The 22,522-nt window shown below is 72.0% G+C and carries 21 protein-coding genes; 12 read left to right on the top strand and 9 right to left on the bottom strand.

Annotated elements, in window-relative coordinates; all coding sequences use genetic code 11:
• Positions 1 to 307: 307 nt before the first annotated feature.
• Complete coding sequence (locus BLV01_RS24705) at positions 308 to 784, bottom strand: Lrp/AsnC family transcriptional regulator (protein ID WP_057949667.1); 477 nt, start codon at positions 782 to 784, stop codon at positions 308 to 310.
• A 170-nt stretch (positions 785 to 954) separates the two neighbouring features.
• On the opposite strand from BLV01_RS24705, the gene phhA reads away from it, so the two are divergent.
• A complete protein-coding gene (gene phhA / locus BLV01_RS24710; protein WP_091806612.1) occupies positions 955 to 1,845 on the top strand; it encodes a phenylalanine 4-monooxygenase in 891 nt (296 codons plus the stop codon).
• A 193-nt stretch (positions 1,846 to 2,038) separates the two neighbouring features.
• Positions 2,039 to 2,647, top strand: coding sequence for a DUF4291 domain-containing protein (locus BLV01_RS24715; RefSeq protein ID WP_091806694.1), 609 nt, complete (start codon positions 2,039 to 2,041; stop codon positions 2,645 to 2,647).
• A gap of 135 nt (positions 2,648 to 2,782) precedes the next feature.
• Here the strand turns inward: BLV01_RS24715 and BLV01_RS24720 are convergent, their stop codons facing one another.
• Positions 2,783 to 3,406: a DUF6622 family protein gene (locus tag BLV01_RS24720; protein WP_343124267.1), complete on the bottom strand. Its 624-nt coding sequence runs from the start codon at positions 3,404 to 3,406 to the stop codon at positions 2,783 to 2,785.
• Between the two features lie 299 nt (positions 3,407 to 3,705).
• Here BLV01_RS24720 and BLV01_RS24725 point away from each other — a divergent pair, with 299 nt between their 5' ends.
• The 5 genes from BLV01_RS24725 to BLV01_RS24745 all read left to right on the top strand — a co-directional run bounded on the left by BLV01_RS24725 (position 3,706) and on the right by BLV01_RS24745 (position 8,377).
• Entirely contained in the window at positions 3,706 to 4,332 is a 627-nt protein-coding gene (locus BLV01_RS24725) for a hypothetical protein (protein WP_091806621.1), read from the top strand.
• A gap of 101 nt (positions 4,333 to 4,433) precedes the next feature.
• Positions 4,434 to 5,057 carry a hypothetical protein gene (locus BLV01_RS24730; protein WP_091806627.1) on the top strand — a complete coding sequence of 208 codons (624 nt, stop codon included), beginning with the start codon at positions 4,434 to 4,436 and terminating at the stop codon, positions 5,055 to 5,057.
• Between the two features lie 104 nt (positions 5,058 to 5,161).
• Positions 5,162 to 5,596, top strand: a complete 435-nt coding sequence (locus BLV01_RS24735; protein ID WP_139179191.1) for a hypothetical protein — start codon at positions 5,162 to 5,164, stop codon at positions 5,594 to 5,596.
• An 11-nt stretch (positions 5,597 to 5,607) separates the two neighbouring features.
• Positions 5,608 to 6,396 (top strand): hypothetical protein, encoded by a 789-nt coding sequence (locus tag BLV01_RS24740; RefSeq protein ID WP_139179194.1) that lies wholly within the window; start codon positions 5,608 to 5,610, stop codon positions 6,394 to 6,396.
• A gap of 10 nt (positions 6,397 to 6,406) precedes the next feature.
• Positions 6,407 to 8,377, top strand: coding sequence for a carboxypeptidase-like regulatory domain-containing protein (locus BLV01_RS24745; RefSeq protein WP_091806645.1), 1,971 nt, complete (start codon positions 6,407 to 6,409; stop codon positions 8,375 to 8,377).
• Between the two features lie 241 nt (positions 8,378 to 8,618).
• Here the strand turns inward: BLV01_RS24745 and BLV01_RS24750 are convergent, their stop codons facing one another.
• The 3 genes from BLV01_RS24750 to BLV01_RS24760 form a co-directional block, all read right to left on the bottom strand.
• The gene (locus tag BLV01_RS24750) at positions 8,619 to 10,001 is read right to left on the bottom strand and encodes an FAD/NAD(P)-binding protein (protein ID WP_091806649.1); all 1,383 of its coding nucleotides are present in this window, start codon (positions 9,999 to 10,001) and stop codon (positions 8,619 to 8,621) included.
• A 383-nt stretch (positions 10,002 to 10,384) separates the two neighbouring features.
• Positions 10,385 to 11,746: an alpha/beta hydrolase family protein gene (locus BLV01_RS24755; RefSeq protein WP_091806654.1), complete on the bottom strand. Its 1,362-nt coding sequence runs from the start codon at positions 11,744 to 11,746 to the stop codon at positions 10,385 to 10,387.
• An 82-nt stretch (positions 11,747 to 11,828) separates the two neighbouring features.
• Complete coding sequence (locus tag BLV01_RS24760; RefSeq protein ID WP_091806658.1) at positions 11,829 to 12,551, bottom strand: hypothetical protein; 723 nt, start codon at positions 12,549 to 12,551, stop codon at positions 11,829 to 11,831.
• Positions 12,552 to 12,715: 164 nt separating this feature from the next.
• On the opposite strand from BLV01_RS24760, the gene BLV01_RS24765 reads away from it, so the two are divergent.
• From BLV01_RS24765 to sigJ, 4 genes are all read left to right on the top strand, one after another.
• Positions 12,716 to 13,867: a sensor histidine kinase gene (locus BLV01_RS24765; RefSeq protein WP_254782777.1), complete on the top strand. Its 1,152-nt coding sequence runs from the start codon at positions 12,716 to 12,718 to the stop codon at positions 13,865 to 13,867.
• Entirely contained in the window at positions 13,864 to 14,502 is a 639-nt protein-coding gene (locus BLV01_RS24770) for a response regulator transcription factor (RefSeq protein ID WP_091806671.1), read from the top strand. The genes BLV01_RS24765 and BLV01_RS24770 overlap by 4 nt, the downstream gene beginning before the upstream one ends.
• A 229-nt stretch (positions 14,503 to 14,731) precedes the next feature.
• Positions 14,732 to 15,175 carry a carboxymuconolactone decarboxylase family protein gene (locus BLV01_RS24775; RefSeq protein ID WP_091806676.1) on the top strand — a complete coding sequence of 148 codons (444 nt, stop codon included), beginning with the start codon at positions 14,732 to 14,734 and terminating at the stop codon, positions 15,173 to 15,175.
• A gap of 73 nt (positions 15,176 to 15,248) precedes the next feature.
• Positions 15,249 to 16,151, top strand: a complete 903-nt coding sequence (gene sigJ, locus BLV01_RS24780; RefSeq protein WP_091806679.1) for an RNA polymerase sigma factor SigJ — start codon at positions 15,249 to 15,251, stop codon at positions 16,149 to 16,151.
• 602 nt (positions 16,152 to 16,753) lie between these two features.
• Here sigJ and BLV01_RS24785 read toward each other — a convergent pair.
• The 4 genes from BLV01_RS24785 to BLV01_RS24800 form a co-directional block, all read right to left on the bottom strand.
• Positions 16,754 to 17,458: a helix-turn-helix transcriptional regulator gene (locus tag BLV01_RS24785; protein ID WP_091806683.1), complete on the bottom strand. Its 705-nt coding sequence runs from the start codon at positions 17,456 to 17,458 to the stop codon at positions 16,754 to 16,756.
• A gap of 58 nt (positions 17,459 to 17,516) precedes the next feature.
• Entirely contained in the window at positions 17,517 to 18,731 is a 1,215-nt protein-coding gene (locus BLV01_RS26665; RefSeq protein ID WP_217633590.1) for an NIPSNAP family protein, read from the bottom strand.
• 217 nt (positions 18,732 to 18,948) lie between these two features.
• Complete coding sequence (locus BLV01_RS24795; RefSeq protein WP_091806686.1) at positions 18,949 to 20,451, bottom strand: ATP-binding protein; 1,503 nt, start codon at positions 20,449 to 20,451, stop codon at positions 18,949 to 18,951.
• A 94-nt stretch (positions 20,452 to 20,545) separates the two neighbouring features.
• The gene (locus BLV01_RS24800) at positions 20,546 to 21,211 is read right to left on the bottom strand and encodes a response regulator transcription factor (protein ID WP_091806688.1); all 666 of its coding nucleotides are present in this window, start codon (positions 21,209 to 21,211) and stop codon (positions 20,546 to 20,548) included.
• Between the two features lie 226 nt (positions 21,212 to 21,437).
• Here BLV01_RS24800 and BLV01_RS24805 point away from each other — a divergent pair, with 226 nt between their 5' ends.
• Positions 21,438 to 21,971 (top strand): GNAT family N-acetyltransferase, encoded by a 534-nt coding sequence (locus BLV01_RS24805; RefSeq protein ID WP_175486249.1) that lies wholly within the window; start codon positions 21,438 to 21,440, stop codon positions 21,969 to 21,971.
• The last annotated feature ends 551 nt before the right edge of the window (positions 21,972 to 22,522 follow it).

Here is a 22,522-nt window from a genome sequence, read left to right on the forward strand (position 1 = left end):
TGTCTAAAGTCACGAGCCACTGGGTCCAGCACCGGGCGCGGGGATGCGCCGTAAGGGGCATCCTGCCCCTACGGCGCACGCGCGCATCCATGCGCACGCCCTCCGGGTCTGCATGGCATAGGCTTCGCGTAGGGTTACGTCAAAGCGAACGGCAACGGCAACGGCAACGGAAAAAAATAGACTCCAGCTTTCGCTGGAACGCCACACGCAAGCCGCATTCTCATCGACCATCCTCGCGCGCGAAAACCCAAACCGGCTTCACCTGCGACCGGTCTGCAAACGATCCCCCAGCGATCCCCAACGCGCATCACTTCGCCGGCAACGGCAGCGCCTTGAACTCCTTGACCGTGCGCAGCACCAGGCTGGAGTTGATGTCGGCCCCACCGGCCTGGTTGAGCAGGCGGTCGAGCAGGAAGCGCGAAAGATGCTCCAGGTCGCGCACCACGATCTGCAGCAGGTAGTCCATGTCGCCGGTCAGCGCGTAGCACGCCACCACTTCGTCCCAGTCGCCGACGAACTCGGCGAAGGCCGCCACCGCCTCGCTGTCGTGGCGGCCCAGGCGCACCCGCACGAAGGCCTGCAGGCCCAGGCCCAGCCGCGCCGCGTCGACTTCGGCGCGGTAGCCGCGGATCACCCCCTCGCGCTCCAGCCGCTGCACCCGGCGCAGGCAGGCCGAGGCCGACAGGTGGACGCGCTCGGCCAGCTCGGCGTTGGTCAGGCGGCCGTCGCGCTGCAGTTCGGCCAGCAGGACGATGTCGGTGCGGTCCAACTCGATGGTGGCCATTTTCGGCGGCTCCGGGTCAATCGACGCAAGGATGTTGCGCCAAACCGGGTTTCCGGCGCAACAACGCAAGCCTATTGCGCCAAAGCGCGGCTAAAGTCGTCGTATCGGTCCGATCCGGGCCGGCCATGAAGACGTCGGCCCGATCCAGGCCGCCCCAGGAGCGAGTCGGTATGAACACCACCCCGCAACGCGTCGAACACCAGCTCACCGACAAGGGCTACGTGCCGGTCTACACCACCGCCGTGGTCGAACAGCCGTGGAGCTCGTATTCCAGCGACGACCATGCGGTGTGGGCGCAGTTGTTCGAGCGCCAGCAGAAGGTGCTGGTCGGCCGCGCCAGCGACGAGTTCCTCATCGCCCAGCGCGCCATGCACATGACGCCCGACCGCATCCCCAAGTTCGACGACCTCAACCGCACCCTGCGCGCGCACACCGGCTGGGAGCTGATCGGCGTGGAAGGCCTGCTGCCGGAGCTGACCTTCTTCGACCACCTGGCCAACCGCCGCTTCCCGGTGACCTGGTGGATCCGCAAGCCCGAGCAGATCGACTACCTGTCCGAGCCGGACCTGTTCCACGACCTGTTCGGCCACGTGCCGCTGCTGATGAACCCGGTGTTCGCCGACTACATGCAGGCCTACGGCAAGGGCGGGGTGAAGGCGCACGGCATCGATCCCGACGCGCTGGTGCACCTGACCCGGCTGTACTGGTACACGGTGGAGTTCGGCCTGATCAAGCAGGCCGACGGGCTGCGCATCTACGGCAGCGGCATCGTCTCGTCCAAGAGCGAATCGATCTACAGCCTGGAATCGGACGCGCCCAACCGCATCGGCTTCGATCTGGAGCGGGTCATGCGCACGCGCTACCGCATCGACACCTTCCAGAAGACCTATTTCGTCATCGACAGCTTCGAGCAGTTGATGCGCGCGACCGAGCCGGACTTCACCCCGATCTACCAGCGCCTGCGCGAACGCGACTCGGTCCCGGCCGGCGACGTGCTGGAGACCGATGCGGTGTTCAACCGCGGCACCGGCGCCGGCTGGCTGGCCGACGGCGACGTCTGATCCGCAAGCGCACGACGCGGTCGCGTTGCTCCCTGTAGGAGCGACGCGAGTCGCGACCGCGACACCTGCCGACGACGCAGGCATCGACGGCTAGCGCCGCCCGTCCGCCACGAGCGGCGCCGCCGGCGCGATCGCCGAGCGCGCGCTACACTCGCGCCCGATGAACGACGACAACCCGAGCAAGACCCCGCACATGGGTGCGGGCCACGACGCCGCCGCGCAGACCGCCAGCGGCCTTCCCTATCGCCAGATCCGCGCCGTCCACGACGACGCCACGATCCGCGTCTATCAGGCCTTCAACGACGAAATCGCCGACGCCGCGCTCGCTGCCGGCCGCTTCGTCGCGCCGTTCTCGCGCTCGCGCATGACCTGGATCAAGCCTTCGTTCCGCTGGATGATGTATCGCGCCGGCTGGGGCTACAAAGACGACAACCAGCGCCGCATCCTCGCCATCGACATCACCCGCGAGGGATTCGAATGGGCGCTGGCGAACAGTTGCCCCTCGCATCCGGACCCGGCGATGACGCCGGAGCAGTGGCAGCGGCACCGCGACGCCACGCCGGTGCGGATCCAGTGGGACCCCGAGCGCAACCTGCGGCTGGAGCCGCTGGATCATCGCTCGATCCAGATCGGCCTGGGCCGTCCGGCGGTGCTGCGCTATGTGCAGGAGTGGATCCAGCGGATCGAGGACATCACGCCGCTGGCGCATCGCGTGCACGATCTGGTCCAGGCGGATCGGTTGGACGAGGCCGCGGCGCTGTTGCCGGCGGAGCGGCCGTACTTTCCCAAGACCGAGGTCTGATCGGGGGCCGCTTTGTTGGCAGGGCCTCCAGGCCCGAATGCTTTGGGCTCAGGTCGGCGTGCGCGTACCGGACAGCGTCGGGCCTGAAGGCCCTCCCACAAGAGCAGGTCGCGGAGGCTGGCGCCGGCGCGAAACTCAGGCCAGCGCCAGGTCGGTCTGCGGGGCGCGGCGCTGGCCGGCGAGGAAGCGCGCGGCCCAGCCGACGAAATAGCCGGCGCTGAAGCCCGACACCACCAGGTCCCAGCCCATCGCGCTGTCGCGCAGTTGCGGGTGGGTCGCGGCGAACACCTGCAGGACGTAGTGGGCGCCGAAAATGCCCAGGTTGCGCAGCAGCGGCAGCGCGCTGCCGGGCTGGCGCACCAGCCGGCGCTGGTGGTCGAAGGCGAGCGCGGCCGGGTCCAGCGACCACAGCCCGAGCGCGCCGCCGACCGCAGCGCCGGCGATCCAGTGCAGCAGGTTCGACGGCGCCGAGCCCAGGTGCACGGCCAGGCCGTACAGGCCCCAGGCGATGAAGATCGCCGGCACCGCCCACACCCGCGCCAGCGATTGCACCCCGGTGCGCAGGCGGCGCAGGCCGAGCGCCAGCAGCACGGCGAACAGGACGAACACCCAGGTCGGGGTGGCTTGCAGCAGGTGGCTCAGGTTCATGACGGCTCTCCGGGTCGCAGCGCGGCGGGCTGGGCGGGCGGGTCGCGGGTCGCGATCCGATGGCGTCCATGCTCGGCCGCGGCGCGGCGCCAACGCAGTCCCGGCGGTCATCGATGCGACCTGCCGGAAGTCACTGCGGCGCGAGCGTCGATGGCACCAGCCCGGCACCGATGAGGCGTAGTTCTTGACCTAAGACGTCACATCACCGGCAGGCGGATGACGTGCCACGGCGCTTCCCGCCCACCCTGGCGCGACGGAATTTTTTATGAACTCGTTCACACTTTAGTATTCGACGATCACGCTGCAATAACAAATCAATCTGCGACGTGAATCACGTTGTGGCACGGATTGTGCGTTGTCTGGCCGGAGCGCCCGGATTCCCCGGCGCCGACTCCCTTCGGACACCTTCCATGCGCAAGTTCCCGACCGCTCTCCTGGCCGCTTCGCTGCTGGCCGGCCTGCCGCTGCTGGCCCAGGCCGAGTCGCAGTACTCCACCGGTACCGCGTCGCCGATCACCGCCACCGCCCGCCTCGACTTCCAGATCACCGTGCCGAAGATCCTGTTCCTGCGCGTCGGCGCCGGCGCGGACTACAGCAACACCGCCACCATCAACCAGATCGCCTTCGCCGTGCCGGCCGCCAGCCTCGGCAGCGGCGCCACCGTCGCCGCCACCGCGGCCTCGGGCGACCTCGGCAACGGCGCGGTCACCGCCAAGCTGGTCGGCAACAACGGCACCATCACCCTGTCGTCCTCGACCGTCGGCGCGCTCGGCAACGGCGCCGGCGACAGCATTTCCTACAACCAGATCCAGACCTCGGTGGCGACCAACACCACCGCCACCGCGCTGCCCGCGCCGGCCCTGGCCGACGGCGCCGTCACCAGCAGCACCGTCGCGCCCAGCGCCGGCAGCAAGGTCGTCAACCTCGACGCCAAGTGGACCTACGCCTACCTCAACGGCGCCGTGGTCGCGCCGGGCACCTACGGCGGCGTCAACGCCAACAACAGCCGCGTCACCTACACCGCGTCGATGCCGTAAGCCGCACGCCGGCCGCCCCACGACACGATGCGCCCCGCGCCAGTCCGGCGCGGGACACCGGCGCCGCCGTCCGCGGCGGCGCCTTCCCCGGAGACTTCGCCATGACCGCACGCTTGCGCGGCTGGGCCCTGCTGCTGTCCGCCGCCGCCTTCGCGCCCGCCGCGGGCGCGTTCACCGCGACCCTCAATCCCGGCGCGCGCGGCATCTACCTGCGCGTCGGCGACGGCATCTACACCGGCACCTACACCGGCAACGGCACGCCCGGCAACGGCGGCGGCGTCGATGTGGTGTCGGTGACGGTGCCGGCGGCGGCGCTCGGCAACGGCGTCGACCAGGTCATGACCACCACCGCCTCCTCGGGCGTGAGCAACTACGACGGCTACGCGTTCTGCAACGTGCCGGCGCAGATCTACGTCGGCGGTTTCTACCGCCGCAGCGGCAACGGCGGCGCGGCCACGCTGACCGCGACCGTGCCGGCCGCGCTCACCAACGCGCAGGGCGGCAGCATCGCGTTCTCGCAGATTTCCTGGACCAGCAGCGGCAACGGCGACACCGGCGCGCAGCCGATCCCGGCCGGCACCTTCCAGCCCGGCACCCAGGTGCTGACCAGTTTCCCGATCAACACCTGGCGCGAGAGCTGCCACAGCTTCCGCTACGCCAACGACGCCGTGGTCGGCGCCGGCACCTACACGGGCAGGGTGGTCTACACCCTGAGCGCGCCGTGAGCGCGCGCCGGTGGCGGCAGCGGCGCGCGGCCGCCCGTGCCCGCGGCGCAAGCGGCCGGTCGGCGCGGGCGCGGTTCGCGCCGCTGCTGCAGGCGGCGCTGGCGATGGCGCTGTGCGCTGCGGCGCCGCTGGCCTCGGCGGCGACCCACCGCGTCGACGACAGCGGCAGCCAGGTGATGAACCCGAACGTGCAGATGCGCTGGGACGCGAACGTGCCCGGCGCGCGCGGCCGCGGCGTCGCCGGCGCGCTCGAGGTCGCCCTGCGCCTGGACGTGGCCGCCTGGCGCGGCCGCAACGGCCGCATCTACATGACCCTGCCGGCCTCGCCCTCGGGCCCGCTGCAGGTGGCCTGGACCACCCAGGGCCGGTTGCTGCCGGGCCGGCTCGCCAGCGGCGAACGCGCCCTGGTCTACGCCGGCCCGATCGCCGAGGACGCGCTGCGCGAGCGCCTGCGCCTGAGCGTGCAGGCCGACGGCCAGCGCCTGGACCGCGCGCAAACCCTGACTTTCTCCTTCGAAATCGACCTGGACGAACCCTGATGCGATCGCTCGTGCGCCGTCTCGCTGTGCTGTGCCTTCCGCTCGCGCTGTTGCCGGCCGTCGCCGCCGCGCAGGGCTTCTCCGCGCTGGTCTCGCCGCCGCGCTTCGAAGACCGGGCCAAGCCCGGCAGCGTCTACCGCAACGTGGTGGAGATCACCAACGTGTCCGCGCGCGCGGCGCGCTACACGCTCAAGACCGCCGACTGGACGATGGACGCCCACGGCGCGGTGGCGTTCGACACCGCGCTGGCGCCGGGCAGCTGCCGGCCGTGGGTGGGGCTGGAAGCGGCGCAGATCGACGTCGCCGCCAACGGTAAGCGCCGCTACCGCTTCGAAGTGGCGGTGCCGGCCGACGCGCCGGCCGGCGAGTGCCGCTTCGCGATCCTGCTGGAAGGCGAGCCCGAAAGCGTCGGCGGCGCGCTCGCGCTGCCGGTGTCCGGGCGCATCGGCATCATCGTCTACCTCGCCGTCGGCGACGCCGCGGCGCGGCTGCGCGTGGTCGAGACCGCGACCGCGCAGGTCGACGGCCAGCGCGTGCCGGTGCTGCGCGTGCGCAACGAGGGCAATGCCCACACCCGCCTGGAAGGCCTGATCGACGGCATCGACGCGAACGGGCGCCGCTACGGCCTGCAACCGTCCAGCCTGCCGATCCTGCCCGGCGAGACCCGCACCCTGGCGCTGACGCCGCAGGCCGACGACGCCGATTCGGCGCCGCCGGCGCTGGCCTATCCGCTGCAGCTCAAGGGCGCACTGGAATGGGACCGGCAGACGCTGCCGCTCGACCTGCGCCTGGCGCCTTGAGCCGCGCGCGATGAGCCTGCGCACCCGCCCGCCGCGACCGCGCCGCCTGGCCGCGGCGCTCGCGCTCGCCCTGTACGCCTGCGCCGCGGCGGCCGCGGCGCAGGACCGCGCGGCCGCGGGCGAGTACCGCGACCGCATCATCGCCGCGCCGGCGCTGGCGCCGCTGCCGCCGGACCCGGACGACGGCCTCGACGACAGCGGCCTGCCGCGTTCGCTGCGGCTGAGCCTGGACTATGCCCGCAACGAACGCGGCGGCGAGGCCTACGACGAACGCGGCCTCAGCCTGGGCGGCTATTGGGAAACCGCGGACTGGGGCGCGTTCTCGCTCGACGCCACCGCGCTGCGCAGCGACCGCGACGGCGGCCGCGACTGGGGCGGCGCGGCCACGCTGTGGCAGCGCGGCGTGCACCTGGACGGCGGCTGGCGCGGCGACAACGGCCTGGGCGTGATCGCCACGCCGGCGCCGGAACTGCAGCGCAACCAGTACCGCTTCTTCCTGCCGACCGTGGCGATGGCCGGCGCCAGCAGCCAGTGGACGCGCGAGGACGACGGCCGCAGCGTCTACGCCGCGTTCGGCCGCGCCGGCGTGTTCGCCGGCAGCCGCACGGTCGGCTTCGAGCTGGCCGACGGCGAGGTCGCCGCGCTCGGCGCGCAATGGCGGCCGGCGCCGGGCTGGACCGCATCGGCCTCGCTGCTGGGCAGCGACGGGCGGATCGCGCCGGACGCGCGCGGCGACGCGGCTTACCTCGCCGGCGCCACCCGCGCCGGCCACTGGGCCGCGCGCTGGAGTTCGGGCGCCGACTCGGTCCAGTTCAACCTGCTCAACAGCCACAGCCGCGACGGCAACGCCAGCGGCGGCTGGATCGACGCCAGCGCGCGCCGCGGCCGCTTCCGCCACGACGCCGGCGTGTTCTCGCTCGACCCCGGCCTGGCCTGGGGCGCGCTGCCGATCAACCAGGACGTGCGCGGCGGCTACTACCGCCTGGGCTACCAATACGGACGCTGGTTGTGGAACGCCAGCGTGGACGAGATCCGCGCGATCCGCGGCGACGGCTTCGACGGCCGCTACGCCACCGCGTTCGCGCGCTACCAGGCCAGCACCCGGCTCGGCTACGGCGCCAGCGCCAGCCTGCGCCAGGCCGACCGCGGCGGCGACGCGCATTCGCTGCAAGCCTTCGCCGACTGGCGCAGCGACTGGGGCCAGACCCGCCTGCAGCTCGACCGCGCCGACGCCGGCGGCGGCGAGCGCAGCTGGCAGGCCAGCCTCGACCAGGCCCTGCCGCTGCCGGAAGGCCAGCACCTGTCGCTGTCGCTGGCCTATGCCGAACTCGGCCAGCGCGCGCAGCAGGCGACCCGCAGCGCCAGCGTGTCGCTGTACGGCGGCCTGCGCCTGGGCCAGCGCTGGAACCTCGACGGCAACGCGCGCTGGACCCGCGGCGACGGCCCCAGCGCGCTGCGCGGCGGCGACGTCAACCTGAGCCTGACCGGCCAACTCGCGCGCGGCTGGGCGCTGAGCGCGGCGCTGTTCCAAAGCCGCGGCTCGCAGCGCTCGCCGTTCCTGCTCGACCCGCTGGCCCTGGATTCGCCGTTCCAGCGCCTGCCGCGCGAACGCTCGGCGCTGCTGACCCTGCGCTACGACTGGCAGGCCGGCCGCCCGCGTCCGGTGCTCGGCGCCGCGCCGGACGCGGCCAGCGGCGACATCGCCGGCGTGGTGTACCTGGACGACAACGGCGACGGCGTGCGCGCCGCCTCGGAACGGCCGGCCGCCAACCTCACCGTGCTGCTGGACGGCCGCTGGGCCGCGCGCACCGACAGCGCCGGCGCGTTCGCCTTCGCCCGCGTGAGCGTGGGCGAACACCGCATCCAGGTCCTCGCCGACAACCTGCCGCTGCCCTGGACGCTGGACGCCGCGCCGACGACCGTGCGGGTCGCGGTGCGCGACGCCGCGCGCGTGGACATCGGCGCGACCCGGCCGCGGTGAGGCGGCGTCCGCGAAGCACCCAGACGCCGCCGCGAACGTGATCGTCCGCAGTCGCGACTCGCCTCGCTCCTACAGCGCGATACCGATCCACACAGTTACCCACACGCACGACCGATCCAGCCGCAGCCCTGTAGGAGCTGCGCAAGCTGCGACCGCGACAACCGGCCTGCGACGAAAGCCCCGTCACGAGCGTGATCGCCCGCGGTCGCGACTCGCGTCGCTCCTACAGCGCGATACCGACCTACGCAGTCGCCAGCGCCGGCCGGTGACGCGCCACCGCCGCGGTCGACAACAACCGTTCGGCCAGTTCGCGCGCCGCCACCCGCAGCTCCGGCACCGCGGTGATCTCCCACAACTGCGCCCGCAGCAGCGGCCCGATCGCGTACAACCCGCGCACCGCCGCGTCCTTGTGGTCGAGCACTTCGAACCGCGCCGAGCTGCGCAGCCCCAGGCCCAGCGGATCGGCCGCCACCAGCCCGGATTCGCGCAGGTGCGCGATCAGCGGGTGGGTGGTGCGCTCCACGTCGGTGTCCAGGCCGGTGGCGCGGATCAGCACGTCGAAGCGCTCGCTGCGCAGTTGCTGGCCGCCGCGTTCGCGGATCAGCGCCTCGACCGCGTCGTCGCCGCGGCGCGCGCGCAGCAGGCGGCCGGCGCGGATCTGCAGCTGGCCGGACTCGCGCAACGCCTGCAGCTCCTCGGCCAGTTGCGGCGCGATGCGGTGGCGCAGCGCTTCCCAGTACGAGCGCAGGTGGCGCAGGAAACCGCCGCGCTGCGCCGCCGGCATGCCGGCCCAAAAGCCCTGCAGGTACGGCCGCAGCGCATCGACCAGGCTGCGCCAGTCGTCGATCACCGGCGCCAGGTTGCGCAGCGCGCGCAGCAGTTCGCGCGGGGCGTGGCTGTCGAGCGCGTGCAGCACCGCCGGCGGCAACGCCACCGGCGCCGGCGCCGCGTCGTGGTGCGCGCGCGGCAGCAGGCCGTGGCGCGACAGCGCCACGATCGGACCGCGGTGGCCGCGCTTGCGCAGCGTGGTCACCACGTCGGCCATGGTCAGGCCGGTGCCGACGATCAGCAGGCGCGCGTCGGCCGCGATCGCGTCGATCGCGCCGTCCTGCCACGGCCAGCCGATGTAGCTGGGATGCACCGCCAGGCGCGGGCCGACCCCGGCCAACGGCTGCGGCGGCAGCGCGCCGACCGCGAGCACGACCTTGTCGGTGAGGAAGTCGCTGCCGTCGGCCAGGTGCACGCGAAAGCCCGCCGACGCGCGCTCCACCGCGATCGCTTCGTGGCGGATCTGGCTGAAGGCGGCGGTGCTGCCGGCCACCGCGGCCTGCAACTGCGCGTGCAGGTACTCGCCGAACAACAGCCGCGGCAGGTAGCTGCCGCGCGCGCGGTCGGTGAGGTTGAGCCAATCGGCGAAACCGCCCGGCGCCTCGGGCGTCGCGCCCAGGTCGCTGGCGCGCACGTTGAGCAGATGCTCCGGCCGCGCCTCGCCGTAGGCGATGCCGCGGCCGTAGCTTTCCGGCTGCCCGACCAGGCACAGCTCCACGCCGGGACCGGCGTTGCGGGCCAGCTCGCTGGCCAGGGCGCTGCCGCTGAAACCCGCGCCGACGATGGTGATGCGCATGGGGCCGCTCCTGCATTGAAGTGAGGAGCCAACGTTCTAGTGGATTGCGCGCACACAGGTGTAAAGCGACGGTTACCGGTTCGTAAAGCGCGCGACACGCGGCGGAAGATCGTCATGACGATTCGCCATCACGGCGGTCGTCGAACTGCAATATGCGTCGCAAGTGGGCCGGGAACTCGGCAATTTCCGCTTCTTGGAGGGAATTGCGACGCGAGCGGATCGAAGAGCGTCGGGCCTGAAGGCCCTCCCACACAAGCCGCTCGCGTTTGGGCGTACTGCTTGGGTGGGAGGGACTTCAGTTCCGACGCTTTTGTTTCAGCAGCGACGAACATCCGACGCGTTCGGATCGAAAAGCATCGAGCCCGAAGGCCCTCCCACGGCGATCACTTCGGCCCGGCCAGCTGCTTCGCCGTGCCGTAAGGCCAGCCGTCCAGCGTGCCGCGCTTGATCCAGTCCAGCAGCATGCGCAGATAGCCGTCGGCCGTGCGCGTGTGCTGGCGCTCGCCCTTGGCGTCCTTCTCGTACTCCAGGATGCCGTGGTCGGCCTGCGGGAACACCACGCTGGCGATCGGGCGGCCGGCGCGGCCGAGCGCGGCCAGGCGCTTTTGCGTCTCTTCCGACGGCGCCTCGATGTCGTCGCCGCCGAGCACCCACAGCTGCGGGGTCTTGAGCGTGCGCAGCACCGGCATCGGGTCGTAGTCCCAGCTCACTTCGTAATCGTATTTCTTGAACTCGGCCATGATCTGGTCGCGGGTGTGGGTCGCGACTAGGCCGCTGTACTCGCCCTTGACCGACGTCCACCACGGCTGGGCTTCGTACTTCTTGCGCACCGCGGCCAACTCGGTCCAGCCGCGCTGGCCGTTGCTCGACGCGATCAGGCCGGTGGCGTCGGTGAGCTCGCGCGCCTTGCGCAGCGTCGCCGCATCGCCGAAGCCGGCCGCGCGCAGGTCCAGCACCACTTGGTCGCGGTCCTCGGCCAGCACGCCGTCGGCCAGGCCGAAGCCGACTTCGACGAACTGCGCCTGCGGCGTCTTGCTCGCCGCCAGCGGCGCGATCCAGCCGCCCTGGCTGCCGCCGAGGTAGCCGATCCGGCCCACCCGCGCGCCGCCCAGGCGCTGCGCCTCGGCCAGCGCGGCGACGGCGTCGTCGGAGAGTTCGTGGAAGTTCTGCGTGTACTTGCCGGTGGAACCGCCGGTGCCGCGCTTGTCGTAGACGAACACGCCCACGCCTTCGCTCGGGAACAGGTACTGCTGGTAGTACAGATCGACGCCGGAGTAGTTCTCCGAGCCATGCACCATGACCACCACCGGCACCTTGTCCTGTCCGGCCGGCAGCACCAGGCGGCCGCGCAGCTTCACCCCGGCGCCGTCGAAGGCGGTGTCGACGACATCGAGCTTGACCGGCTCGCCGCGATGGCCTTCGAACACGATGCCTTCGCCGCAACGGCCGAGCGCGACTTTGACCCCATCGGCGCGCTCGCCCCAGCCGCCGGTGCTGACCAGGGCGCCGTCCTTGTTCGCGAGCTTGCCGGTGCGGCCGTCGAGCAGGCGCCAGCGCAGCGCGGCGGGATCGTCGATGCGGCCCAGCGTGAGCGAGCGGCCGTCGTCGAGGCGATAGGCGCCGACGTGGCAGGCCAGGTTCGCGCGGGCACCGGCGGCGGCGGGCGCGGGCGCGGCGGCGTGGGCGGCGGCGGCCGCGGACAACGCGGCGGTCAGCGTGGCGGTGCGCAGGGCGGACAGGATCATGTGCGTGGCCGTGAATGTGGAAGTCACCGGGTGTGATGCGCCCACGCCGGCCGCGGTTGCAACGCGCCGGCGGTCTTCGCCCTCAACGCAGTGCACTTTCCTTTTTCGCCGCGGTGTGCTGCGCGGCCGGCGCGCGCCAGCGCCGGTCGGCCCACAGCTTGGCCGCGATCGCCAGCGCCAGCGGCGCGAACCACGCCAGTTGCTGCAGGGCGGCGCCGCTGAGCATCGGCAACAGCCGCGGCAGGCCGATGCCGAGGAAAGCTATGTGCACGGCCACGCCGTTGCCGATCATCGCGTTGTAGTGCTCGACCATCCACCAGCGCGGCCGCGCCGCGAGCGCGTCGCGGTTGCGGCGCTTGCGCAGCATGCTCGCGCCGATGCCCAGGCCGATCGCCGAGAAGCCGATCGGCAGCGGCTGGCCCTTGGCCAGGCCGAGCGCGAGCATGGCCGCGCCGCTGGCCAAGGACAGCGCCGCCAGCGCCACGAACACCGGGCCGGTGTAGGCGCGCACGTCGCGCTTGTCGGCGATCGCGCGCCAGCCCGCCCACACGCCGGTCGCGGTGATCACCAGCAGGTAGCCCAGGAACGCGGCGGTGACCGGATGGCCGCGGTGCAGCGCATAGCCGGCCATCGGCAAGCCGGTGACCAGGATGCCGGCCATCGCCAGCAAGAACGCCTGGCCGGCGCGGCGGTGCAGCGCGCCGCCCTTGCGGCTCAGCCCGGCGCCCCAGAACCCGCCGAGCGCGACCGCGCCCAGGCCGATGTGCAGCCACTTCACCACCGCGTACGTGTCCGCCAGTTCCATCTTCGCCGCTCCTGCCGGCGCATCGGGCCGGGGTGGCGCCATGCTCGGCGCGCGCCGCCGCGCGCGCAGCGCCCGGCGGTCATCGATGCGCCCTGCCGGAAGTCACTTTCGGCCGCCGCCCCGTTGCCAGCGCGACGCACGCCGCGCAGCATGGCCGCATGCCGATGCCCTCGCCGCTGCGCAGCTTCCTGCAACCGTTGAACCTGCCGGCGGTGTTGAGCTGGCTCGGGGTCGGCCTGTCGCTGCCGTACGACCGCAGCGCCCAGGGGCCGCTGGTGTGGACGGTGATGGCGGCGTTCCTGTTCGGTTTCCTCGGCGACGAACTGGTCGGGGCCGCGCGCGCGCGCCGCGGCTTCTGGTTTTCGCTGCAGGCGACGACGGCGCTGGCGATCTGCTACCTCGCCCCGCGCGGCGGCGCGGCGCCGGCGCTGTTGGTGATCCTGGTCGCACAGCTGGCGATGAGCTATCCGCTGCGGCGGGTGGTCGCGATGACCGCGGCGCTCAACCTCGCCCTGTACCTGATCCTGGCCACCGCCGGCAACCGCGGCGCGCTGATCATCACCCTGTGCTTCATCGGCTTCCAGGGCTTCGCCGTGCTGGTCGCGCACTACGCGCGCAGCGCCGAACAGGCGCGCGACCGCCTGGCCCTGGTCAACGCCGACCTGCTCGCGACCCGCGCCCTGCTCGCCGACAGCGCCCGCGACGCCGAGCGCCTGCGCATGGCGCGCGAGCTGCACGACGTGGCCGGGCACAAGCTCACCGCGATGATGCTCAACCTGCGCGCGCTCGCCGCCGAGCCGGACCTGGCCGGGCGCCGCGAAGTGCAGGTGGCGCAGCAGTTGGCCGGGGAACTGCTCGGCGACATCCGCAGCGTGGTCCAGGCCTTGCGCGACGCGCGCGGGCTCGACCTGGCCACCGCGCTGCGCGCGCTGGCCGCGCCGCTGCCGCGGCCGGCGCTGGACCTGGACCTGGACGAACGCCTGCACCTCACCGACGCCGCCCTGGCCGAAACCCTGCTGCGGGTGGTCCAGGAAGCGCTGACCAACGCCGCCCGCCACGCCGACGCCGCGCGCCTGCAGGTGCGCCTGCGCCGCGACGGCGCCGCGCTGGAACTGCGCATCGACGACGACGGCCGGGTGCGCGCGCCGCTGCGCGAAGGCAACGGCCTGTCGGGCATGCGCGAGCGCGTGTCCGCGGCCGGCGGCGAACTCGATTTCTCCCTCAGCCCCGAAGGCGCCATGCGCATCCACGCCCGTTTCCCCTTGCAACGCCCCTCGCCCGAACGCCGCGCGCCCACCCCGGCGGCGCCGGCATGAGCGCCGCGCCGATCCGCATCGCCCTGGCCGACGACCAGGCCCTGGTCCGCGCCGGCCTGCGCGCGCTGCTCGAACGCCTGGGCCTGCAGATCGCGTTCGAGGCCGACGACGGCCAAGCCCTGCTCGACCAGCTGGCGCAGACGCCGGTGGACGTGGTGCTCAGCGACATCCGCATGCCCGGCATGGACGGCATCGACGCGCTGCTGGCCCTGCGCGAACGCGGCGACCGCACCCCGGTGCTGCTGCTGACCACCTTCGACGACAGCGAACTGCTGCTGCGCGCCACCGAAGCCGGCGCGCAGGGCTTCCTGCTCAAGGACGCCGCGCCGGAAGACCTGCGCGAGGCGATCGCCAGCGTCGCCGCCGGCGCCACCCTGCTGCAACCGGTCAGCACCGAGCCGGTGCGCGCGCGCTACCGCTACCACGCCGACGACGCGCCGCGCGCCTTGTTCACCGAACGCGAGGTCGCGGTGCTGCGGCTGATGGCCGGCGGCTATTCCAACAAGGAGATCGCGCGGGCGATGTTCCTGGCCGAGGGCACGGTCAAGAACTACGTGTCGGTGATCCTGGAAAAACTCGATACGCGCGACCGCACCCGGGCGGTGCTGAAGGCGATCACGTTGCGGGTGATCTGAGCGGCAGGTCGCGCCGGCCGGCGCGGTTTCGCGGTCGCGGCTCGCGCCGCTCCTACAGCCGGATACGAAGCCGCCGAAGCCCCTGTAGGAGCGGCGCAAGCCGCGACCGCGCCGCTACAGCTGCGACGTCGACCGCTCCCGGGCGAAAAATCCGCCGCCCATGTCACGCCGCCCCCAGTTGGATCGTCGAACCGGATGTAAGCCCCTTACTTCCACCAGGACGATCCCCATGAGCACCCCCGAAGCGATCAAGTTCGAACGCGAAATCCCCCAGGTCCTGAGCCAGTTCGGCGCCGCCCACGGCGCGGTCCAGGCCGCCGCCGACGCCAGCGGCCTGCCGCGCGCGGTCTACCACCTGATCCAGCTGCGCGCCTCGCAGATCAACGGCTGCGCGTTCTGCGTCAAGATGCACACCCGCCAGGCGCGCCAGGACGGCGAGAGCGATGAGCGCCTGGACCGGCTGGTGGTGTGGCGCCACGTCGCCGACTTCAGCCCGGCCGAGCGCGCCGCGCTGGCCTGGACCGAGGCGCTGACCCGGGTCGAGGAGCGCACCGACTACGCCGCGCTGCGCGCGCAGCTGCGCACGCACTACGACGAGCCGCAACTGGCCGCGATCACTTCGCTGGCGGCGATGATCAACCTGTGGAACCGCCTGCAGGTGTCCAAGCACTGAGCCGGCCGCCCGGCCTCGCGGCGGCGCCGTTATCCTGGCGCCGCCTCCACCCTCGCTTTCGCACCGACGCGCCATGACCGCCACCCACGACGATCGACTCTTCGCCCAGCATGCGCCGATGCTGACCGGCCTGGCCTACCGCATCCTCGGCTCGCGCGCCGACGCCGAGGACGCGGTCCAGGACACCTACCTCAAGTGGCGCGAAGCCGGGCGCGAGGCGATCGGCAACCCCGCGGCGTGGCTGACCACCGCCTGCACCCGGCGCTGCATCGACCTGCTGCGCGCGGCCCACCGCAGCCGCGTGGACTACGTCGGCTCGTGGCTGCCCGAACCGATCCAGGCCGAGCTCGCCGAAGCCGGCGGCGACGGCGGACCGGAGGCGCACTGGACCCTGGCCTCGTCGCTGTCGACCGCGTTCTTGCTGCTGCTGGAGCGGCTGACGCCGAAGGAGCGCGCGGCCTACCTGCTGCACGAGATCTTCGAGCAGCCCTATGCCGAGGTGGCATCGATCCTGGAGATCGAGGAAGCCGCCTGCCGCAAGCTGGTGCAGCGCGCACGCGGCAACATCGAGCAGGGCAAGGTCCGCCACGTCACCCCCGCCGAGCAGCAGGACCGGCTGCTGGCCGCGTTCGAGACCGCGATCGTGCAGGGCCGCACCGCGCCGCTGGCCTCGCTGCTGTCGCAACAGATCGCCCTGCACGCCGACGGCGGCGGCAAGGTCACTGCGGCGGCGCAGGCGATCCACGGCGCCGACGCGGTGCTGGGCTTCATCGCCTCGGTGCTGCACCCGGCGTGCCGCGAGGATCGCTGGACCTTCGTCGACCTCAACGGCTCGCGCGGGGTGATCCTGGAGCGGGCGGGGCGGATCGAGGCGGCGATCAGTTTCGGCTACGAGGAAGGCGGGGCGTTGCGGGATATTTTCATCATGCGCAATCCGGACAAGTTGGCGCGGTTGGAGGCGGTGCGGATTCGGTGATGGGGGTTGGCGAAAGCGCGATGGGTTGCGGCTTTCGGCGGATCACGGCAGTGCAGTTGCGTATCCGACTGTAGGAGCGGCGCGAGCCGCGACCGCGACGATGCAATTACGACGAAACCTTCGCGATCGCTGCGATGGCGCGGTCGCGGCTTGCGCCGCTCCTACAGGGGGCGTGCCGCGGTGGGCTCTTCCTTTGCGTGTTCGTACGCGTTACGACAAGTATCGATCAAGAGCTTCCGTCCGCAAGCGGCCGGGTCACTTTCTTTGTCTTAAACCACAAAGAAAGTAACCAAAGAAAAGGCCTTATCTTTTTCGAATCAAAAGCCACTAGGTCCTGCACCTTGCGCGGGGCCGCGCCATAAGGGGCATCCTGCCCCATGGCGCGCGCGCGCATCCATGCGCGCGCCCTCCGGGGCTGCGGGGCGTGTGCTTCGCATGAGGTTGCGTCCGAGCGAACGGCAGCAGCAACAGCAACAACGGCAACGGCAACGGCAACGGCAACGGCGGGGTCTTGTGGATTCCGGCTTTCGCCGCAATGACGGTCGGAGGCGATTCGGGCTTATTGGGGGATCGACGTACCGACTTCTACGCGGGTTCCGCGCTCATCGCGTCCAACGATCGGGCAGTTCGCCGCCCACCGAACGCAGGTAGGCCTGGAGCCCTCGCGCTTCGTCCGCCGCGAAGACTTCTCCGGTCGTCGCCTGGGTCGCGATGCGGTCCGGGCGGAAGCTGCGGAAATCCTCGCGCAGGCGGCACCAGGCGCCCAGGGTCCAGCTGCCGCCCCAGAACGACAGGCACAAGGGTTCGATCTCGCGCTCGCTGGCGCGCGCGCCGCTGTCGCGGTACGCCAGCCGCAGCACCCGGCGCTCCTGCACCGCGGCGTAGAGCGCGTCGATCAGGCCGCTGGATTCGATCCGGTTGCTCAGTTCGGGGGCGAAGATGCGGGTGCGCGCGGCGCGCTCGCGCAGTTCCGGCGGCAGCACCGCTTCGATCTTGAGCAAGGCCGCGGTGGCGCCGCGGCCGAGGCGTTCGCCGCCGAAGGCGCGCACGAAGCGGGTTCCGACCACCAGGGCTTCGAGCTCGTCGGGACTGAACATCAGCGGCGGAATGTCCGCGCCCTTGCGCAGGACGTAGCCGACCCCGGCCTCGCCCTCGATCGGCACGCCCGAGCGCTGCAGGTCGGCGACGTCGCGGTAGACGGTGCGCAGCGAGACTTCCAGCGTCTGCGCCAGCCGCTGCGCGGTGATGGCCTGGCGGCGGCCGCGCAAGGCATGGATCAGCAGGAACAGGCGGTCGGCGCGGCGCATGCCGCATGATCCCGCGCCGCGCCGTCGCGCTCAAGCGCGGCGGTATCGGCGCACCGGCTCATCCGCGCAGTTCCGAGCGCGCGGTCGGCGCCAGCCGCAGCAGTTGCGGCGCGCGCTTGAGTCCGGCCTGACGCGCGTCGGTCACCGCGGCGCGCCACGGCGGCGCATCGGCCAGCCGGTGCGGCGCGTCGGCGTCGGCGCAGCGCGCGAACCAGACCAGCGCCGGCTCGCCCTCGCGTACCGGCAGGCGCGGGAAGGCGTTGCGCGTGTCGTCGCTGACGTAGACGCCGAGCAGCGCCAGGCCGGCGGCGTCGAGCAACGGCGCGAAGTCGCGTTCGAAGCGGCCGAGGAAGCCGGCCTGCGCCGGCGCGTCCAGTTCGCACACGCCGATGCAGACGATGCCGTCCGCGTCCGCCGACGCGCCGACCGGCGCGCGCTCGCGCGGCGCCGCCGGCAACGCCGACTGCGGCCGCGCCGGCTTGAGCAGGCGCACGTCGTCGCTGTCGATCATGGTCGCGTTGGCGGCGTCGCGATGGCGTTTCCAGGTCGGGCCGCCGTAGAAACCGTGCAAGGCCTCGACCCGCACGGCATGGCCGGGAAAGCCGCGCACCCAGGTGTAGCGGTCGGGTTCGTCCAGCTCGCGGAACTGGCCGATCACGTGCATGCCGACCGCTTCCTGCGGTTCGATCAGTTCGCGCTCGAACAGGTCGATCAACTCGTCGCGGCGGCCCGGCTTGAGGGTGTAGCGGCGCAGTTCGATCACCGCGTCCTCGTGCAGCAGGCGCCCGTGCGCATCGCGCCGGCGCAGCCACATGTGCCAGTTGGTCTCCCAGCTGGCGCCGCCGTCGATCGAGAACTGCTGGTGCCAGTGCGCGGTGGTGGCGCCGATCCCGCTCCAGACGAAGCGCGCGCGCACCGGCCGGCCCTGGTGTTCGAGTTCGCCTTCGAACACGCCCGCGCCGTCGGCGAAGCCGCCGCTGACCGGCGCCTCCAGCACGCCGTCGTGACTGCCGGCCCACCAGATGTTCCAGCGCCGGCGCTGCAGGTCGAACAGGCGCAGGGTCATGCCCTGGAACGTGTCTTCGCCGTCGCGGCGCCAGTCGCTGAGGAAGGCGTCGACGTTGCCCAGGCCGCCGAGCACCGGCTCGCAGGTCTGGCTGGCGTGGAAGATTTCCCAGTCGTCGCTGCCGGCCAGGCGCTCGCGCAGGCGTTCGTTGCGCACCTGCCAGTGGCCGTGGAGGAAGTCGAAGTCGTGGCGGCCGTCGTGGTTCATCGCAGTCCCGGGGCGTGGAAACCGGGCCAGGATGCGCGCGGGCTGCTGCCAGCCTGCTGGCAGCAGCGGACGACGCTTTCGGTAGCAGCGGTGCAAGCCGCGACCGCGCAGACATCGCGCAGGGCATGTGGACGCCGCCGGCCTGCGGCGCCAGGCGCGGGGCCGTCGGACCGGCGCGGTCGCGGCTTGCGCCGCTGCTACAGGGGCTATGCGGCGGTCAGGCCGGCACCGGCGGGAACCAGACGCAGACTTCGAAGCCGCGGCCGGGGCCGCGCGGGTCGTCGCCGCCGCGTTCCAGGCCCTGACCGCATTCGATCCTGGCGCCGTGGGTCTGGGCGATGCGCGCGACCAGCGACAGGCCGATGCCGCTGCCGCCGTCGGGGCTGCCCGGCGCGCGGTAGAAGCGGTCGAAGATGCGCTCGCAATCGTCCGCGGCCACGCCCAGGCCGTTGTCGGCCACGCGCAACACCGCGCCGCCGGCCTCGGCCGAGCAGCTCACCGCCACCTGGCCGTCGGCGCCGGCGTGGCGCACCGCGTTGTCGATCAGGTTGCGCAGCAGGATGCCGAGCTGGTCGACGTCGCCGAGCAGGCGGGTCGGCTCGGCGCGCAGGCTGATGCGCTGGCGGCGCTCGCGCGCGAGGGTCTCGAAGTCGCGGATCACCAGGACGATCAGGTCGGACAGGTCCAGCGGCGCCAGCCGCACGCTTTCCTCGCCGGCGTCGAGCCGGGCCAGGTCGAGCAGTTGCTCCGACAGCCGCGCGCTGCGCTGCACGCCGGCGTTGAGCTTTTGCAGGGCGGCGTTCTTCGCTTCCAGGGTGGTCGCGCGCAGCGCCAGTTCGGCGTGGGTGCTCAGCACCGCCAGCGGCGTGCGCAGTTCGTGGGCGGCGTCGGAGATGAAGCGGCGCTCGTGCTGCACGGCCGCGTCGACGCGCTCGAGCTGGCCGTTGAACGCCTCCACCAGCGGATGGAATTCCGAGGGCAGCGGATGGGTCGGCAGCGGGGTCAGGTCGAGCGGCTGGCGTTGCTGCAGGATCCGCCGCAACGCGGTGATCGGCCGCAGCGAGCGCCCGATCACCAGCCAGGTGGCCAGCGCGAACAACACCAGGATCAGCGCCGCCGCCAGCAGGCTGCCGACGATCCAGTTCTGCAGTTCCTCGATCGCCATGCGCTTGGTCCGGCCGACCTGCACCACCAGGCCGCGCGGCTTGTCGGTGAGGGTGTAGACCTGCCAGCGTTCGCCGTCGATGACGCGGCGGGCGAAACCGTCCTTGAATTCGGGGTTCAGCGGCTGCAGCGGCGCGGCCGCGGAATACACCACGTTGCGGCCGTTGGCCCAGACCTGGAAGCTCATCTTACGGTCGGCGTCGACCGGCACGGTGGCGCGCGCGGGGTCGCGCGAGGGCAGGCGGTCCAGGCCCTCGGGCATCGAGCCGAGCACCTGCTCGGCGATCTCGCGCAGGGAGTTGTCGAGCATGCCGGTGTGCTCGCGGCCGAGTTGCCAGATCTGGCAGCTCAGCCACACGAACCAGGCCAGCAGCACCGCCTTGAACAGCACCCAGGTGAGTTTCCAGCGCAGCGAGCGGCCGGCCGGGAACTCGCGCGACTGGCGGCAGCGTTCGCGCCAGCTGCTGATCTGGCGTTCGCGCTCGCGCCAGCGCGCTTCGCGCTCGCTTTCGCCGGTGCCGGGCGCGCCGGCGTCGCGGCCGTCGATCGCGCTCATCGGCGGCCGCCGGGCAGCGTGGACGGGCGCGCCGGCGCCGGCCGCGCGCGGGCGCGCAGTTGCGGGCGGATGCGCAGGCGCAGGCCGGCCATGCTCAGTTCGGCCCGCCGCCGACGCGGTAGCCGTAGCCGTGCACGGTCACGATCAGCTGTTCGCCGAGCTTGCGCCGCAACTGGTGCACGTACACCGCGATGGTGTTGCTCTCGATCGTGCCGGAACTGCCGTAGACGGCTTCCTCCAGTTGTTCGCGGGTGACCACCCGGCCCTGGCGTTCCAGCAGCAGCATCAAGGTGCGGAACTCGTGGCCGCTGAGCGTGACCGGCTCGCCGTCGCGGGTGACCAGGCGCCGCGCCGGGTCCAGCACCACCGCGCCGCAACTGAGCACCGGCGAGACCCGGCCCTGGCTGCGCCGCATCACCGCGCGCAGGCGCGCGCACAGTTCGTCGAGCTGGAAGGGTTTGACGATGTAGTCGTCGGCGCCGGCGTCGAGCCCGGCGATGCGCTCGCTGAGCTTGTCGCGCGCGGTCACGATCAGCACCGGGGTGGCGTCGTAGCGGTTGCGCAGCGCGCTGAGCACGCCCAGGCCGGAGCCACCGGGCAGGCCGAGGTCGAGCACCACCGCGTCGAAGTCGTGATCGACCAGCGCGGTCTTGGCCAGCGGCGCGTCGGCCACCCAGTCCACCCGCCAGCCGTCGTGGCCCAGGCCCATGCGCACGGCCTCGGCCAGCATCGCGTCGTCTTCCACCAGCAGGATGTTCATCGCCCGGTCGTGTCTCGGTGTCGCTTGGGTGGGTAGCTCGGCAAGAGGGGTTGCGGCGATCGGCCGCATCGTGCGCAGCCACTGTGCGCCGGCACGATTAAAAAGTTCTTAAAAGCCGGCGCGCACGATGGCCGCGCCCGCAGCACAGGCCGCCGCGTCCGCGGTCTGCCGCGCCGATGCTACCGCGTCGCCGCGCCCCACATCCGCCGTCTACCGGAAACCCGCGATGAACCCCCAGCTCGCCGTGACCCGTTCCGAACCCTCCCTCGCCGCGCCCGCCGGCCTGAGCGTGCGCGCGGTGACCCGCGCCGACGCCCCGACCCTGATCGCGCTGTGCCAGGAGCACAGCGACCGCCGCACGCTGGAGCGCCGTCCCTACGGCCCGCCGCGCGCGGACGCGCTGGAGCTGATGGAGGTGCTGTTCGAGCCGCCGTTCGGCGCCTGGGCCTGGCTGGCCGAGGCCGACGGCGAGGTGATCGGCTACGCCAGCGCCACCGCCAGCTTCTCCATGCTCGAGCGCGCCTACTGCCTGCAGCTCGACGATCCCTACGTGCGCGAGCCGTGGCTCGAACGCGGCGTGGAGACCGCGCTGCTGGGCCAGGCGCTGGACGCGGCGCGCCGCTTCGGCTGCCTGAACCTGCAGTGCCAGTCGCCGCAGTGGAGCGAGGCCGCGCGCGAACTGGAAGCGCCGCTGCGCGCGGTGCGGGTGGAGGCGGTGCGGTATGTGGTGCGGATGGAGGACGAAGTCGCGTCGGTTTGAGCGTGGCGGCGAGGCGGGATTCGACGTAGCCGAAGTGTCGCGGTCGCGGCTCGCGACGCGCCAACACGGGCTCGGCCGTTACGACCGCCGCGGCCCATCGTTCCGTCATTCCGGCGAAAGCCGGAATCCATTTGCCCTCACCCTCACCCTCACCCTCACCGTTGCCGTTGCCGTTGCCGTTGCCGTTGCTATTGCTGTTGCTGTTCGCTCGGACGCAACCCCACGCAAAGCACACGTCCCGCAGCCCCGGAGGGCGCGCGCATGGATGCGCGCGCGCGCCATGGGGCAGGATGCCCCTTATGGCGCGGCCCCGCGCAACGATGAGCCATAGTGGCTCTTGATCCGAAACAGCAATGCCTTTTCTTTGGTTACTTTCTTTGTGGCTTTGGACAAAGAAAGTGACCCGGCCGCTTGCGGACGGAAGCTCTTGATCGATGCTTGTCGTCACGCGTACGCACACGCATAAGGAAGAACCCACCGCGGCACGCCCCCTGTAGGAGCGGCGCAAGCCGCGACCGCGTCATCGCAGTAACGATGAAAGTCTCGTCGTA

Source organism: Lysobacter sp. yr284 (assembly GCF_900107375.1).
Classification (GTDB): Bacteria; Pseudomonadota; Gammaproteobacteria; order Xanthomonadales; family Xanthomonadaceae; genus Lysobacter.

Coding starts and splice junctions, on each gene's coding strand:
- BLV01_RS24705 (WP_057949667.1), bottom strand. CDS start 784: ATGGCCACCATCGAGTTGGACCGCACCGACATCGTCCTGCTGGCCGAA.
- phhA (WP_091806612.1), top strand. CDS start 955: ATGAACACCACCCCGCAACGCGTCGAACACCAGCTCACCGACAAGGGC.
- BLV01_RS24715 (WP_091806694.1), top strand. CDS start 2,039: ATGGGTGCGGGCCACGACGCCGCCGCGCAGACCGCCAGCGGCCTTCCC.
- BLV01_RS24720 (WP_343124267.1), bottom strand. CDS start 3,406: ATGACCGCCGGGACTGCGTTGGCGCCGCGCCGCGGCCGAGCATGGACG.
- BLV01_RS24725 (WP_091806621.1), top strand. CDS start 3,706: ATGCGCAAGTTCCCGACCGCTCTCCTGGCCGCTTCGCTGCTGGCCGGC.
- BLV01_RS24730 (WP_091806627.1), top strand. CDS start 4,434: ATGACCGCACGCTTGCGCGGCTGGGCCCTGCTGCTGTCCGCCGCCGCC.
- BLV01_RS24735 (WP_139179191.1), top strand. CDS start 5,162: ATGGCGCTGTGCGCTGCGGCGCCGCTGGCCTCGGCGGCGACCCACCGC.
- BLV01_RS24745 (WP_091806645.1), top strand. CDS start 6,407: ATGAGCCTGCGCACCCGCCCGCCGCGACCGCGCCGCCTGGCCGCGGCG.
- BLV01_RS24750 (WP_091806649.1), bottom strand. CDS start 10,001: ATGCGCATCACCATCGTCGGCGCGGGTTTCAGCGGCAGCGCCCTGGCC.
- BLV01_RS24755 (WP_091806654.1), bottom strand. CDS start 11,746: ATGATCCTGTCCGCCCTGCGCACCGCCACGCTGACCGCCGCGTTGTCC.
- BLV01_RS24760 (WP_091806658.1), bottom strand. CDS start 12,551: ATGGAACTGGCGGACACGTACGCGGTGGTGAAGTGGCTGCACATCGGC.
- BLV01_RS24765 (WP_254782777.1), top strand. CDS start 12,716: ATGCCCTCGCCGCTGCGCAGCTTCCTGCAACCGTTGAACCTGCCGGCG.
- BLV01_RS24770 (WP_091806671.1), top strand. CDS start 13,864: ATGAGCGCCGCGCCGATCCGCATCGCCCTGGCCGACGACCAGGCCCTG.
- BLV01_RS24775 (WP_091806676.1), top strand. CDS start 14,732: ATGAGCACCCCCGAAGCGATCAAGTTCGAACGCGAAATCCCCCAGGTC.
- sigJ (WP_091806679.1), top strand. CDS start 15,249: ATGACCGCCACCCACGACGATCGACTCTTCGCCCAGCATGCGCCGATG.
- BLV01_RS24785 (WP_091806683.1), bottom strand. CDS start 17,458: ATGCGCCGCGCCGACCGCCTGTTCCTGCTGATCCATGCCTTGCGCGGC.
- BLV01_RS26665 (WP_217633590.1), bottom strand. CDS start 18,731: ATGAACCACGACGGCCGCCACGACTTCGACTTCCTCCACGGCCACTGG.
- BLV01_RS24795 (WP_091806686.1), bottom strand. CDS start 20,451: ATGAGCGCGATCGACGGCCGCGACGCCGGCGCGCCCGGCACCGGCGAA.
- BLV01_RS24800 (WP_091806688.1), bottom strand. CDS start 21,211: ATGAACATCCTGCTGGTGGAAGACGACGCGATGCTGGCCGAGGCCGTG.
- BLV01_RS24805 (WP_175486249.1), top strand. CDS start 21,438: ATGAACCCCCAGCTCGCCGTGACCCGTTCCGAACCCTCCCTCGCCGCG.